General features: G+C 48.3%; 10 protein-coding genes and 1 riboswitch. Of the genes, 6 read left to right on the top strand and 4 right to left on the bottom strand.

Annotated elements, in window-relative coordinates:
- Positions 1-60: 60 nt before the first annotated feature.
- Positions 61-3,846, bottom strand: a complete 3,786-nt coding sequence (locus tag ACNA6I_RS16840) for a 5'-nucleotidase C-terminal domain-containing protein (RefSeq protein WP_416313971.1) — start codon at positions 3,844-3,846, stop codon at positions 61-63.
- Positions 3,847-4,496: 650 nt separating this feature from the next.
- On the opposite strand from ACNA6I_RS16840, the gene ACNA6I_RS16835 reads away from it, so the two are divergent.
- Both ACNA6I_RS16835 and ACNA6I_RS16830 read left to right on the top strand, forming a co-directional pair.
- A complete protein-coding gene (locus ACNA6I_RS16835) occupies positions 4,497-4,697 on the top strand; it encodes a helix-turn-helix transcriptional regulator (protein WP_048013200.1) in 201 nt (66 codons plus the stop codon).
- Entirely contained in the window at positions 4,694-5,155 is a 462-nt protein-coding gene (locus ACNA6I_RS16830) for a hypothetical protein (RefSeq protein ID WP_156489262.1), read from the top strand. Before ACNA6I_RS16835 ends, ACNA6I_RS16830 begins: the two co-directional genes overlap by 4 nt.
- Positions 5,156-5,574: 419 nt before the next feature.
- Here ACNA6I_RS16830 and ACNA6I_RS16825 read toward each other — a convergent pair whose 3' ends face one another.
- From ACNA6I_RS16825 to ACNA6I_RS16815, 3 genes are read right to left on the bottom strand one after another with little or no spacing between them, the layout of a single operon-like run.
- Complete coding sequence (locus ACNA6I_RS16825) at positions 5,575-6,387, bottom strand: MetQ/NlpA family ABC transporter substrate-binding protein (RefSeq protein WP_416313802.1); 813 nt, start codon at positions 6,385-6,387, stop codon at positions 5,575-5,577.
- A gap of 17 nt (positions 6,388-6,404) precedes the next feature.
- A complete protein-coding gene (locus ACNA6I_RS16820) occupies positions 6,405-7,070 on the bottom strand; it encodes a methionine ABC transporter permease (protein ID WP_048006548.1) in 666 nt (221 codons plus the stop codon).
- The gene (locus tag ACNA6I_RS16815; protein WP_048006549.1) at positions 7,060-8,073 is read right to left on the bottom strand and encodes a methionine ABC transporter ATP-binding protein; all 1,014 of its coding nucleotides are present in this window, start codon (positions 8,071-8,073) and stop codon (positions 7,060-7,062) included. The genes ACNA6I_RS16820 and ACNA6I_RS16815 overlap by 11 nt, the downstream gene beginning before the upstream one ends.
- Before the next feature lie 70 nt (positions 8,074-8,143).
- Positions 8,144-8,248: riboswitch (SAM riboswitch) on the bottom strand.
- A 259-nt stretch (positions 8,249-8,507) separates the two neighbouring features.
- Here ACNA6I_RS16815 and ACNA6I_RS16810 point away from each other — a divergent pair.
- From ACNA6I_RS16810 to ACNA6I_RS16795, 4 genes are all read left to right on the top strand, one after another.
- A complete protein-coding gene (locus ACNA6I_RS16810; RefSeq protein ID WP_416313801.1) occupies positions 8,508-9,188 on the top strand; it encodes a response regulator transcription factor in 681 nt (226 codons plus the stop codon).
- Positions 9,188-10,183 carry a sensor histidine kinase gene (locus ACNA6I_RS16805; protein WP_416313800.1) on the top strand — a complete coding sequence of 332 codons (996 nt, stop codon included), beginning with the start codon at positions 9,188-9,190 and terminating at the stop codon, positions 10,181-10,183. The genes ACNA6I_RS16810 and ACNA6I_RS16805 overlap by 1 nt, the downstream gene beginning before the upstream one ends.
- A 90-nt stretch (positions 10,184-10,273) precedes the next feature.
- The gene (locus ACNA6I_RS16800) at positions 10,274-10,957 is read left to right on the top strand and encodes an ABC transporter ATP-binding protein (RefSeq protein ID WP_048015859.1); all 684 of its coding nucleotides are present in this window, start codon (positions 10,274-10,276) and stop codon (positions 10,955-10,957) included.
- Positions 10,954-13,467 (top strand): ABC transporter permease, encoded by a 2,514-nt coding sequence (locus ACNA6I_RS16795; RefSeq protein WP_416313799.1) that lies wholly within the window; start codon positions 10,954-10,956, stop codon positions 13,465-13,467. Before ACNA6I_RS16800 ends, ACNA6I_RS16795 begins: the two co-directional genes overlap by 4 nt.
- Positions 13,468-13,661: the final 194 nt, after the last annotated feature.

The raw sequence follows: 13,661 nt of genomic DNA, 5'->3' as shown, positions 1-13,661 counted from the left end.
CGTGATATTCAACAAAAAGGACCCTTGCGCTGCATGTTGCACGCAAGGGTCCTTTTTCTATTATGGTCGGCCACATACTCCTAAGAGCTTGCACAGCCAGTTCTTCAATTTCTTGATGATGTCACGGATCTGATCTCCCCAGCCGCCGTGGCCGTCGTCGTCACCGTCTCCATCATCACCGCCGCCGTCACCTGGATCATCTTGCTTGACCTCTTGTACGATGCGGTCTTCCAGCTCCGGTGATACCGGGCTGTTCTTCTCAAGATATTCTGTCATGACTTCGAAGTCCACTTGGAATAGCTCCGTCATGCGTCCATCGTCTTTTGCTTCCTTCAGCATGGAATATCCGTCTCCACCATCTGCTGTGAACGCATTTGTTGCCACTGTGTACATCGCTGCTGGATCAAGCTTTTCGAATCCGTTGTCTGTTTTCACATCAACAGACCATACACGCTCTCCAACAGGCTGATTCACATCATACTTGAATTTGATTCCTGAAACCTGCAGGAAGCGACCCTCGCCGGACTCGACGGCGCTTACGCTATGCTCGAGTGCCTGCTTGATTTCTTCTCCTGTCAGATCGATCGCAACCAAGTTGTTGCCGAAAGGCAGGGTTGTCAATACATCTCCGAGCGTGATGTCTCCTTCATCGATTGACGCCCTGATTCCTCCACCATTTTGGAAGGCGATATGTGTCTTCACCGATTCGTTGGCTTTAGCCACCATTCCATCGGTGATCAGATTTCCAAGGTTCGTTTCCTTCGTACGGACGTCAGCGCGTTCTCCATTCAGTGGAACCTCACTTGAACCGACCACTTCAGACATAAGCTCATCAAGAGGTGCTTTGTATTCCTGTACTTTTGCTTCTGCTTCAGGGTCTTTTTCGTAATTGGCAAGTGGGACAAGCTCCCCTTTGTATTCCTTGATGACACCTTCAGGATCGAATGTGACATCGAGATTACCGATGTTGTTCAAGTATTCTCCTGTCTGCACGATCAGTGTAGGCTCGTCCTTTTCAACGAATGTCGGTTCTTTCAAAGCCGTGTGGGAGTGACCACCGACGATTACATCAATGCCGTCCACTTCTTCTGCAAGATCCTGATCAGGTCCGTATCCAAGGTGGGACAGGACGACGATCTTATTCACACCTTCTTCTTGGAGCATGGAGATCGTCGCATTGGAAGATTCCACGACATCCTCGAACACGATGTCTTCACTTGGGTTGGCAAGGAAGGAGGTGTCAGGCGTCGTCAATCCGAAGATTCCGACCTTCTCACCGTCGATTTCCTTGATGATGGCAGGGTAGATCTTCCCGCCTTCAGCCGGGTCACCGATTTCATCTTTGTAAAGCGGGGACAGGTCCTTATCGGCTGTCACGTTCACGTTTGATGATACCATCGGGAATTTCATTTCTTTGATGAAATTGGCCAGGACGTTTGAATCTTTATCAAATTCATGGTTACCGAATGTCATGGCATCGAAATTCAGGTCGTTCATGAATGACAGATCTGCCAGACCAAGATACTGGCGGAAATAAAGTGTGCCGGAGAATACATCCCCTGCATCCACCAGGAGGGAATTCGGTTTACGAAGATCATCCACTGCCGTCACGAGCTGCGGGTATTGCTCCACATGGGCATGGCTGTCATTCGTATGAAGAATCGATAGATCAAAGTCCTTCGGCTCTTCAGGTTCCTGTTGCGCATTCAGGTCAAGCTGTGCCACCAGGGCATCATGATCGCTTGCACGCCCATGCTCTTCCATATAAGGAGAGTTGAAGTTGACGATGTCAAACTCGGCTTGATCAGCCAGGCGATTCGACACAAGCATATGATCGAGCACCTGTGCATTTCCTTGATACGAATACGTATAGCGCTCGTTTGCAGGAAGTGTCTCGATTAAGTTCGTGAGCTCTTCCCCTTTAAGTTTTTGAAGCGGTGCAGAGAATTCAAAGTCATTCAAGTCGCCAAGTACCACGACGTTTGCCTCTTCATTCTTCGCTTCGATATCTGACACGAAGCCGTTGATGACTTCTGCAATCTTCAGACGTTGTGTTTCACTTCCAAGGGTAGGAGGCTGGTTGCGTCCGAATAGCGGCTCGTCTCCACCTTTGGAGTTGAAGTGGTTGGCGATGACGATGACGTCTTCACCGTTGAAATCAAACTGTGCTGCAAGGGACTTACGACTACTGCGGAATGCATCGTTCGTCGGATCGATACGCCCAGGGTTAAGGGTCAGGGAGCCGTTTTCGTATCCCACTGCAGTCGTTTGATCTCCTTTTTCACCTTCTGCCAGGGTGACGCGCTCAGGGTTGTAGAGATACCCTACGCGGATATTCCCTCCTGGAACCCCTCCGTCCTGCTTATCCTGTGGAGCGATTTCCGTCCACTTGTAAGCTGGGCCGCCGAATTTCACGGAAGCATCGCTCAGTGCTTTATAGTTTCCATCAGCCTTCACCGTACCGTCATCTTTCGTTCCGCTGTCATCTAGTACTTCCACAAGACCGATGATATCAGGAGATCCAAGATTTTCGACCATGGATTTGGCCAGTTTGTCACGCTTGGTGGCGTCAGACGCGTCAAAGTTTTCGATATTGTACGAAGCAATTGTGAGCTTGTCTTCATCTTTTTCAATCGTCGTCGTTTCAGGAGTGAACTCACGCTCGTTCAGAGCAGGAAGCTCATCATCATTCACAAGAATTTTGAAGTTGCTGAAGCTGTAGCTGACGACACCCGTCACGGTACCGTCGAACTGATCGCCGGTCTTCGCTACGTAATTGCGGTCTTGAAGCTGGATGAACATTCTTTCCGGGTTTTGGTTGTCCGCCGTCAGGAGCGGAGCACCTTCTTTGGTATAGTTCTTCCCTTCGACCTGTTCAGTGATGACCGGAAGCTCTCCGTACTTCTGAGGTCCTGTAACCGTTGGGTCTTCTAGGGAAATGCGCATGCCTTCAATGCTTTCATAGAAATCGATGGCATCCACATCAGGGTTGAATTCTTCCAGGCCGTCACTGTCGATGACATCTGTCGGAGGGAAGATATTCTTTCCGATCACGAGGGCTTCAGGAAGCTCGTTACCGGAAGACTGGACAACCACATTCCCGTTCTGGGAATTGATTTCCGTCGTGGTAAGGTCGGTTTGAAGCTTTTCCGCATATCCATCAAGGACCCATTCTTTCACCTGTCCGTCAACCTTCACGGCATCCCCTGTACGGACTCCGTGGGACGGTTTATAAACGAGGATCCCTTCTGATGTCTTCTCGTTATCATCAGGTTGATCATCCTGCATGTAGAAATTGCTTCCATCCACAACGTGAGTGACGATCCCTTCTACCTCTTTGACGTTTTTCAGGTTATAAGGGGACGTATGACTTTCACCTTGGATGTCATGGATACGAAGCCCTTCGATCCCTTCAAACGGATCGGGTTCACCCGGCTCCGCTCCATCAACGGTGATGGCCGTCGGATTTTTCAGCCCGGGTACGTTGAAATAGGGTGTAAGCTGGCCCGTCACGACGATTTTTTCGCCGATCATATCCGGGTTGGTCTGCAAACCGAACTGTGCACGGAACGAGCTTGGAAGCTGAACCGGCAAAATCTTCGCCGGATCCGTCTCATTTGCCGAATCGGCTATGGCAATATTGAAATCATTACTGAAAGGAGCTTTATTATTATAATTGGAACCAGATATCGTGTGGCCCACGATATATCCAGTGACCGTTCCGTTGCCTGTGTTGTTATCGATGGCTTCTTGTACCGTCATGGTGCCGGCCGCACCAGCCGCTGCAGGAAGCATGGCAATCAACATGACAAAAACGGTCATCAAAGCGAATAATGGCTTTTTCATGGTTTTCACTATTTCTTTCCTCCTCCGAATTCAACAATCGGAAATGAGCTGATATCGTCATTATGTGCCCATTTCAAAAAACCTACCCTCGAATAACCCTGTACCTCCAAAATGTAAGCGCTTTCTTTTATCTACATTCCTTTTGCCGATAAACCCGATTCTCTCTCTGCATATAGGTCCGGCAACCCACCACCGATCCTTTCTTCCCGCATGGTTTCAGCGGAACATACCAAGTTTCCCATTTAATATATCATTTTTCTGTCGAAGATTAAGGAATAATGAAAAGATTAACAAAAATGAGACGATTGGTTTATGAAACCTTCATATTTAAATGTGTATTTTTAGTGAAATAGTCTTACATCTGGTAAGACTTCTTTACAAATTCGGTATTCCGTAAGCACATGAACGAGCTTCCGAACCTCTTTTCGATGGCGTCATTAGGTACAAGTGTTTATCTTGCAAACGGAATCGCCTCCTCCTTCATTCCCCCAGTTGTTGAAAATAAGAATCCTCCTTTCTTTACTAAAAAGAAGTCCGAAGAACCCAGATCACAACCTCCTGATTAATCTTTTTATTGTTTTTTCCACGCAGACAATGTAATATATACATTACATTAAGCAATATATATGTTACATACAATAGGAGGAACTATGCAGACGAAGGTTAAGCAGGCCCGTATGGAAAAAGGAATGACACAGGCAGAGCTCGCCAGGTGCGTTAATGCAACGCGGCAGACAATCGGACTGATTGAAAAGGGATCATACAATCCAAGCCTTCAGCTCTGCATCGCCATATGCAAAGCAGTAGGAAAGACACTGGACGAATTATTTTGGGAGGATGATGAACAATGAGTTGGTTGACTATATTTTTACCAGAGGATGAATACAAACAAAGGAGATTGATGTCATTTTTGGCAGAAGCGGCCGTCATCGCTTTTCTCACGACATTGATCGGGGCAGCATTGATTCGCTTTACGCTCATACCCGTGATTGGTTCGGAAAAATCTTTTTTGATCATAGCAGCCGTCCTGATCCTCTACCCCCTTATCCGCTACATTCTTTCAGGCATGGAGTATGGTGATATCTTCACACCACAGCAATACAAAAAGCAGATGAAGCACATCACCTTCCGATCCATCACATTCTTCATCCTATTCAACCTGATTTATACCGTCGCCACCAACTACCAAGGATGGGCATCCACCCTCCAAACAGCAGGTCTCGCCCTCATCGCCACGACCCTGCTCTTCCTGATCGACATGAGCTCACTCACCACTTCATACAAGAAAAACAAGAATCTGGAACCGTAATACTCGTTAGGACCAATATAAATACGAATGGAAAAAAGACGTAGAAGGGCTTTAACCCTCCTACGTCTTTTTAATCGAATAACGCGATATTCGATAACAGCGATGATCGGCATGAACGTTCAAGAGAATACAATGAACTTTGCTTTAATGGGAAATATTCATTGGGCTTCCTTTTGACAATTGATGCAGAAAAATACTTTATTGTTTTCAATTTATCGAGGGGGGAAAGCAGCCACCCGCAGCGGAGGTGGGCTGACTCCTGCAGAAAAGGAGGAGCGGTGAGACCCCGCAGCCACGAGGAGGCTCAGCGCCCTCCCCGCGGAAAGCAGCCCACCGCAGCGGAAAGGCACGGACCCTTCTCAACACAATCCCCTTCAAAAACAAAAAAGAGCATGACCCAAAGGCCACACTCCCAAAACTCATTCCATCCAATCCGGTTTCCCGAACCCTTTAAACTCTTCATCAATCACTTTCTCAAACTCATCCGACTCCACAACCGCCTTGATATCCTTCGACACCTGTGAATCCTTATCATCCGTATTCACAACCACCCGGTTGCGATACTCATCCGGCATATTCTCAAGCTGAAGTGCATCTAGCAAATCCATATCCGCCGCAAGAGCAAAGTTACCCGGCACAGCCGCTAAATCCACACTATCCACCGTACGTGGAAGCTGAGCCGCCTCAATTGCCTTGAACTTCAGATTCTTCGCATTCGTCTCGACATCCTTCTCCGAAACCGTCAACGGATTGCTGTCCGCCTTCAGCGTGATCAGCTTCGCATCGGCAAGGATCTGGAACGCACGCGCCGCATTCGTTGGATCATTCGGGATCGTGATTTCGCTTCCTTCCTTGATGCTGTCGATGGAATCAAATTTATCAGAATAAATGCCCATCGGAGCCGTCGGGACGGAAATCAGCTCGGAAAGCTCGATTTTGTTTTCTTTCGCAAAGTTTTCCATGTAGATCTTGTGCTGGAACAGGTTGGCATCAAGATCTCCCTGTGCCAATGCATTATTCGGCTGGATGTAATCATTGAATTCCTTGACCGTCACTTTGTAGCCCTTTTCCTCAAGACCAGGCTTGATGGCTTTTGTCACCATATCGCTATATGGTCCGGTTGTCGCTCCGATGGTGATATCTTTTTCATCTTTTTTGTCGCTGCTGTTGCCGCATGCCGCCATGAGGCTGACTGCGATGGCAAGGCCGAGTAGTAATGTCCATTTCTTCATTGTGTTTCCTCCATTATCTATCGTTTGTCTACTGCTTTGGCGAAAATGTCGCCGGCATATTGGATGACTTGTACAAGACAGATCAGGACGACGACCGTCGTGAACATGACGGTGTTGTCATATCGGTAGTATCCGAACCGGATGGCAAGGTCACCGACTCCTCCCCCGCCGATCGTACCTGCCATGGCGGAGTAGGCGATGAGGGAGATCGCCGTGATGGTGACGCCTTGGATGACCGCCGGTTTGGCTTCCGGAAGAAGCACGTCCTTGATGATCATCCACGGGCTTGCCCCGACCGATACAGACGCTTCGATGACGCCCTTGTCAATTTCCTTCAGGGCGGTTTCGACGATCCGCGCGAAGAACGGAATCCCAGCGACGGATAGGGAGACAGAAGCCGCAGTCGGTCCGATCACATCCCCTGTGAGGAACTTCGTCAGGGGAAGGAGCGCCACCAGAAGGATGATGAACGGGATCGACCGGACCATATTCACAATGAATCCGACGATTGATTTCACGAAGCGGTTTTCGAGGAACAGCCCCTTATCCGTGGTGAAAAGGAGCACTCCGAGAGGAAGTCCGATGACAACGGCAATCAACAGGGAGATTCCCACCATATACAACGTTTCTAAAAATGCCTGATTCAGGTCCGGCAAGATATCAATGATGGCTTCAGGCAGCATCTTCAAGCACCTCCAGACTTTGTGTGCGCTGGGTGATGAACTCGATCGCGGCATCGATCTCGGCACGTTCTCCGATCAGTTCCATGATGAAGATACCGAGTGGCACTTCCTGGATGTATTCGATCTTCCCGTGAAGGATATTCCCTTTCACGTGGTACCGCTGGAAGACATCGGATACGACGCTTTCTTCTGCAATGGAGCCTTTGAATTGGATCTTGATCAAGGTTCCTTTCCTCGCTTTCGCCAAGTGATCCGGCAGATCGAACTGAAGGATCGTCTCGATGAACTGCCTGGTCAGGGGCTCCTTCGGATTCGAAAAGAGGTCATATACGGGACCTTCTTCAATGATCCGTCCATCCTGCATCACGGCCATGCGATCGCAGATCTCCTTGACGACTTCCATCTCATGGGTGATGAGGACGATGGTCAGTCCGAGCTCTTCGTTCAGCTTTTTCAATAATTTCAGGATCGACCTTGTGGTATTCGGGTCGAGGGCGGATGTTGCTTCGTCGCACAGAAGAACGGATGGATTGTTCGCAAGCGCCCGGGCAATGCCGACGCGCTGCTTCTGGCCTCCGCTCAGCTGAGCGGGATAGGCATCTGCCTTATCCGATAGACCCACCATGGCGAGAAGCTCTTCCACACGCGGCCGGATCTCGGCCTTTGGTACCTTGGCCGCTTTCAGGGCGAATGCCAGATTGCCGTAGACCGTCTTTGCTTTGATCAGGTGGAAGTGCTGGAAGATCATACTCGTCTTCTGCCTTGCCGACCTGAGCTCGCGCGGAGACAGCTTCGTAAAGTCCAATCCGTCAATGATGACTTCTCCAGAAGTAGGTCTCTCCAACAGATTCAAGCAGCGGATGAGGGAGCTTTTCCCTGCTCCGCTATACCCGACGATTCCAAAGATTTCACCCTTTTCAATCTTGACGGAAACGTCATTGACGCCGATCACTGTTTGTTTTTTCGTTTTATACTCTTTCACAAGATGGTTGATCTCGATCATTGCGCTTCACCTCTTATTTCCAATAAAAAATGCCTCTTTCAGCTGAAAGAAGCATCGCATATCGATCATCGACTTATCTCTCAGAATGAAAAACATCCTGCAGGAATTAGCACCGTTCCATATGGAGGTTGCCGGACGTCATAGGGCCTGATCCCTCGGTCGCTCTTGATAATTTGAATACTATATAATTTTAGAAGATTTCATCTAAAGAGATATTAATGGGTATTTGGTTGGGTGTCAACTGCCATCCCTACCTACGGAAGCCATGTAAGCGCTACCTTTACTTTAAGATTAGGCTTAAAATTTTTTTGGTCCTTTCAAAATGTTTGCTCATTTTCGCCAATGAATGGTCCCTCTTCATGCTGCCACCACTTTGACGAAGCCTTTCATTTTCCATATGATAGGCTTACATCATCATTGATCCGGAGGTCACTATGAACATTCTATTAGTAGAAGACGATAAGACGATCGCAGCAGGACTCGAATACTCCCTGCAGAACGAGCAATTCGGCACATTTGTTTGCCATAATGTCGCTGCCGCTGAGGACATGATCAACACCCGCTGGACAGAGATCGATCTGTTCCTATTTGACCTGTCCCTTCCCGACGGCAGCGGCTATGACCTGTGCTCCCTTGTGAAAAAAAAGAGCGATAAACCGGTGATCTTCCTGACGGCCATGGACGAAGAAGTCAATGTGGTCATGGGGCTCGATATGGGGGCAGATGATTACATTACAAAGCCATTCCGTGTCAGGGAGCTCCTGTCGCGGATCAAATCAGTCCTCCGACGCTATGACAAGCAGACGCCGGCCCATTTCACACTCGGCGACATCAGGGTCCTGCCGGCTGAAGGCAAAGCATATAAGGGCAGCGAAGAAATCCAACTGACTGCCCTTGAATACCGTCTTCTTCTCATCTTCGCCCAGCATAAGGATCAGGTTCTCACACGTGCACAGCTCCTCGAGAAAATCTGGGATGTGGCAGGCGATTTCGTCAACGATAACACCCTTACCGTCTACATCAAACGGCTCCGCGAAAAACTCGAAGACGATCCGCAGAAACCGGTCATCATCAAGACGATCCGCGGAATGGGCTATAAGGCAGGCGACCGCTGATGATGAGGAATAAAGAAATACGGCTGTTCCTTGTGACGGTCGTGATCATCGCGGGCATCGGCATCCTTTGCACGTTTTACATAAGTCGATTAGCGCCCCTGATCACGGCGGTCACCTCCCTCCTGCTCATCGCATGCTTCATGCTTTACACTGCATGGCGCTACCGTGAGATCGGGAAGCTTTCGAACTACCTTCGAAAGATATCAAATGGAGACTACTCCCTGGATGTCCGTGACAACCATGAAGGAGAGCTCAGCATCCTGAAGTCCGATATGTACAAGGTGACGCTCCGATTATCAGAAAACAGCTCACGCCTCCAGGAAGACAAGCTTAAACTGACCGATGCCATCTCGGATATCTCCCATCAGCTGAAAACGCCCCTCACTTCCATGATGGTCATGTCCGACCTATTGAGGGACCCCGGCTTGGATGAAGGAAAGCGCCGGGAATTCACACGCCGTATCCAGGTCCAGCTTGAACGGATCGAATGGCTCGTCTCCTCCCTTTTGAAGCTTTCAAAGATCGATGCGGGAACGGCACGTTTCAAGAAGGAAAAGGTGGACGTACGTACCCTCATACAGGACGCCGTCGACCCTCTTCTCATCCCCATGGACATCAAGGGTGTCACACTCCAGCTTGAAGGCGAACCGGCCTCTTTTGTAGGCGATGCGAACTGGACGAAGGAAGCCATCATCAATATCTTGAAAAATAGCATCGAGCACTCAGCAGAAGGCGGGCTCATCACGATTACATCACAAGAAAACGCCCTTTTCACCGAACTCAGAATCTCCGATGACGGGAAAGGGATCTCGAAGGAAGACCTCCCCCATATCTTCAAGCGCTTCTACCGGGGAAAGAATGCATCGGAAGACAGCGTCGGAATCGGCCTTGCCATGGCCTACAGCATCATGAAGAACCAGGACGGTGACATTGAAGTATCAAGCAGCCCTGCGGGAACGACCTTCTCACTAAAAATCTACAAACATACCATCTAACCAGGTGACAGAATTGTCACTTTCATAGTCACAGAGAAGTCATTTTAGGCAGATATACTAAAAGCATCAACCAACTGGAGGTACAATTTCGTGAATATCTTACAAATTGAAAATCTGTCTAAAGTGTACGGAAAAGGGGAAACGGCGGTCAAAGCACTCGATAATGTTTCGTTCACAGTGAAACAAGGGGAATTCGTCGTCATCATCGGACCGTCGGGTTCTGGAAAATCGACGCTACTTCACATGCTCGGCGGAGTCGATCGTCCAAGCTCGGGACGCGTCCTCGTCAACGACACCGATATGTACAGTCTGAACGAAACCCAGCTTGCCATATTCAGAAGGCGGCAGATCGGGCTCATCTATCAATTCTACAATTTGATCCCGATCCTGTCGGTGGAAGAAAATATCACACTTCCAATGCTTCTTGATAAGCAGAAAGTGGATCCGAAGCAACTCAATGACATCACAACCAGACTCGGATTGACTGAAAGGCTCGGCCATCTGCCGAATCAGCTCTCCGGTGGACAACAGCAGCGTGTATCCATCGGCCGAGCCCTCATCAGCAATCCGGCTCTCATGCTTGCCGATGAGCCGACGGGGAACCTAGACAGCAAGAACTCCGAGGAGATCATGGAACTCCTCAAAATGTTCAACAAGACATACAAACAGACGCTGATCGTCATCACCCATGACGAGCGCATCGCCATGCAGGCGGACCGCGTCATCTCCATCGAAGACGGCAAGATTTCCAAAGATGAGGTCCTCCGTCCATGAATATCGTAAACAAACTGACCCTCAGACATTTGAAAGAAAACAAGCGCAGGACTATGGTCACCATCATCGGTGTCATCATTTCCGTCGCCATGGTGACCGCCGTATCGACCCTGTTCGTCTCCTTCCTTGATCTCATGAAGCAAGACAACATCAACAAAGGCGGAGAATGGCACGTCCAGTACAAAAACATCAACCAGGAGCAGCTGGATGCCATTAAGAGTGAAAAGAATACAGATCATGTTTTTCTCCGCAAGGACCTGGGGTATTCGAAAATCGAGGACCCTCCGAATGCTTCAAAGCCTTATTTGTTCTTTACTTCACTTGATGAAAAGGGCCTGAAGGAAATGCCCATCAAGCTCAAAGACGGCCGCTTCCCTAAGAATGATGGGGAAGTCGTGGTTTCAGAGGATATCCTGAATCAGAAAAACAAGCTTAAAATCGGCGACTCCTTATCTGTCGAGCTCGGTGACCGATTGATGGATGACATGACATTGTTTCAGGACAATTCATTCAATGGAGAGGAAGAAGAATTCCGCACGAAAGAAAAAGCCTCCTACACCATCGTCGGCACGATAAAACAGCCTGAATGGGAATACCCATGGGCGCCGGGCTATACGGTGATCAGTTCCTTAGACGATAAGCAGGCAGGAAGCACGGCGTTTGTAGCGGAGAAAAAGTTGAGCAAACATCTCTTTGATGATGCTAAAGCCTTCGCAAAAAAGCATGACATCACGACCGTTGAGTTCAACCACGAGCTTCTGCGCTATTACGGGGTTTCGAATAACGACAACCTTAATGCGACACTTTTTGGGATGGCTTCCATCATTGTCGGGATCATCCTGATCGGCTCCGTCGCTTTGATCTATAACGCTTTTGCTATCAGCGTTTCGGAGCGTGCCCGCCACCTTGGGATGCTCTCGAGCGTCGGGGCGACAAAGATCCAGAAGCGAAACTCCGTCTTCTTTGAAGGGGCTGTCATCGGCTTGATTTCCATCCCGATCGGCCTGATTGCCGGAATCGGTGGTATGGCCGTCACCTTCTGGTTCATGAATACGACTTTGACGAACGTATTCGCAGACGGATTAAAAATATCTGTTTCCATTACTCCGTTTTCTATCCTTGCGGCATGTGCAGTCTCGATTGTTACCATTTTCATCTCCACATTGATTCCTGCGAGAAGAGCATCGAAGGTATCAGCCATTGATGCGATCAGGCAGACACAGGATGTAAAAATGAGCGGTCGCAGCGTGAAAACTTCCAAACTCACCCGCAAACTGTTTGGCATTGAAGGAGAAATAGGGTTAAAAAACCTGAAGCGTAACAAGAAACGATACATCGCTACTGTGTTCTCACTCGTCATCTCCATCATTTTGTTTCTTTCCGTATCGTTTTTCACTGACAACATTAAGAAATCAGCGGGCATGACACAGGAGAACTATGATTTTGACATTCAACTTACTGGTCCATCCAACAACCTTGAAAGCCTGAAGCCATTTGTGAATGCCGAAAACGTCACCGATTCCGTTTTATTGGAATATGTCTCGTTCCAAAGCTGGCTAACCAGTAAGGACGTTCCATCGGCATTAAAGAAAGATCCTGATTACCATGCGAACTTAAATGATGGGAAGTATGCGTATAACCTCCAGCTGCATGGCCTTGACGAGGAAGATTTCAAGGAGTACCTCAAGAAAACCGGTAGTAAAGTCGATCCTGACGGGGTTGTTGTAATCAACATGCTTAAATATCAGGGATCAGATCGCAAATTCTATCAATCGGAAGCACTGAATCTTCAAAAAACGAAGAAGCTGGACTTGTATGAATTTAATGGAGAGGAGGATGAAAAAGTAGGATCCATTCAAATCGACGGAGAAACTGATGAGGCACCAATGGGCGTCAGAGTCGGTTATGGGCTAAACCTGATCATGAGCCGTGATACACTTCAGAAAATCCAAAAGGAAACCGGCTCAACTAATTCCATCCCTTTCCTTTATCTGAACAGCTCTGATCCTTCCGCAACCCAGGAGGCGATTGATGAATCGAAAGGCGGAGACGTTGAGGTGTTTAACATCACGAAAATGAAGGAAGAAAACGAACAATTCTCCCTTCTGGTCTCCATCTTCGCCTACGGATTCATCACTCTGATTTCAGCCATTTCAATCGCGAATATCTTCAATACGATCTCGACGAGCATCTCGCTCCGGAAACGTGAATTCGCCATGCTGAAATCTGTGGGCATGACGCCGAAGGGCTTCAATAAGATGATTCATTATGAGAGCATCTTCTATGGGTTGAAATCGCTCCTTTACGGTCTACCAATCGGGTTTGCAGCCATGTATCTCATGCATATGGCCCTGAATGAATCATTTGAATACAGCTTCTCCCCTCCTTGGATGAGCGTGCTGTTCGTGGTCGTTGCCATCTTTGCAATCGTGGGATCCGCCATGCTCTATTCCACAGGGAAGATCAAGAAGCAGAACATCATCGATGGATTGAAGCAGGAAAACATTTAATAGGAAAAATCGGCTGTTAGCCATAGTAAAACCCGAATTCATTTGCCTGTGATGCAAATGAATTCGGGTTTTTAATTTATTTCATGAACATGACCATTTTATTGTCTCTAGCGGTTGATTGGAGTGCAAGACGAAGACTCCCTCGGAAAAAGTTATTATGACGGGTGTTCCCAACACTTTTCTTAGGTGAAAAT

The sequence above is a fragment of the Rossellomorea sp. FS2 genome (genome assembly GCF_047915635.1).
In the GTDB taxonomy this organism is placed as follows: Bacteria; Bacillota; Bacilli; order Bacillales; family Bacillaceae_B; genus Rossellomorea; species Rossellomorea marisflavi_A.
The sequence above is the reverse complement of the archived record's forward strand: the minus strand, read 5'-3'. Positions and strand labels throughout refer to the sequence as shown.

Coding starts and splice junctions, on each gene's coding strand:
- ACNA6I_RS16840 (WP_416313971.1), bottom strand. CDS start 3,846: ATGAAAAAGCCATTATTCGCTTTGATGACCGTTTTTGTCATGTTGATT.
- ACNA6I_RS16835 (WP_048013200.1), top strand. CDS start 4,497: ATGCAGACGAAGGTTAAGCAGGCCCGTATGGAAAAAGGAATGACACAG.
- ACNA6I_RS16830 (WP_156489262.1), top strand. CDS start 4,694: ATGAGTTGGTTGACTATATTTTTACCAGAGGATGAATACAAACAAAGG.
- ACNA6I_RS16825 (WP_416313802.1), bottom strand. CDS start 6,387: ATGAAGAAATGGACATTACTACTCGGCCTTGCCATCGCAGTCAGCCTC.
- ACNA6I_RS16820 (WP_048006548.1), bottom strand. CDS start 7,070: ATGCTGCCTGAAGCCATCATTGATATCTTGCCGGACCTGAATCAGGCA.
- ACNA6I_RS16815 (WP_048006549.1), bottom strand. CDS start 8,073: ATGATCGAGATCAACCATCTTGTGAAAGAGTATAAAACGAAAAAACAA.
- ACNA6I_RS16810 (WP_416313801.1), top strand. CDS start 8,508: ATGAACATTCTATTAGTAGAAGACGATAAGACGATCGCAGCAGGACTC.
- ACNA6I_RS16805 (WP_416313800.1), top strand. CDS start 9,188: ATGATGAGGAATAAAGAAATACGGCTGTTCCTTGTGACGGTCGTGATC.
- ACNA6I_RS16795 (WP_416313799.1), top strand. CDS start 10,954: ATGAATATCGTAAACAAACTGACCCTCAGACATTTGAAAGAAAACAAG.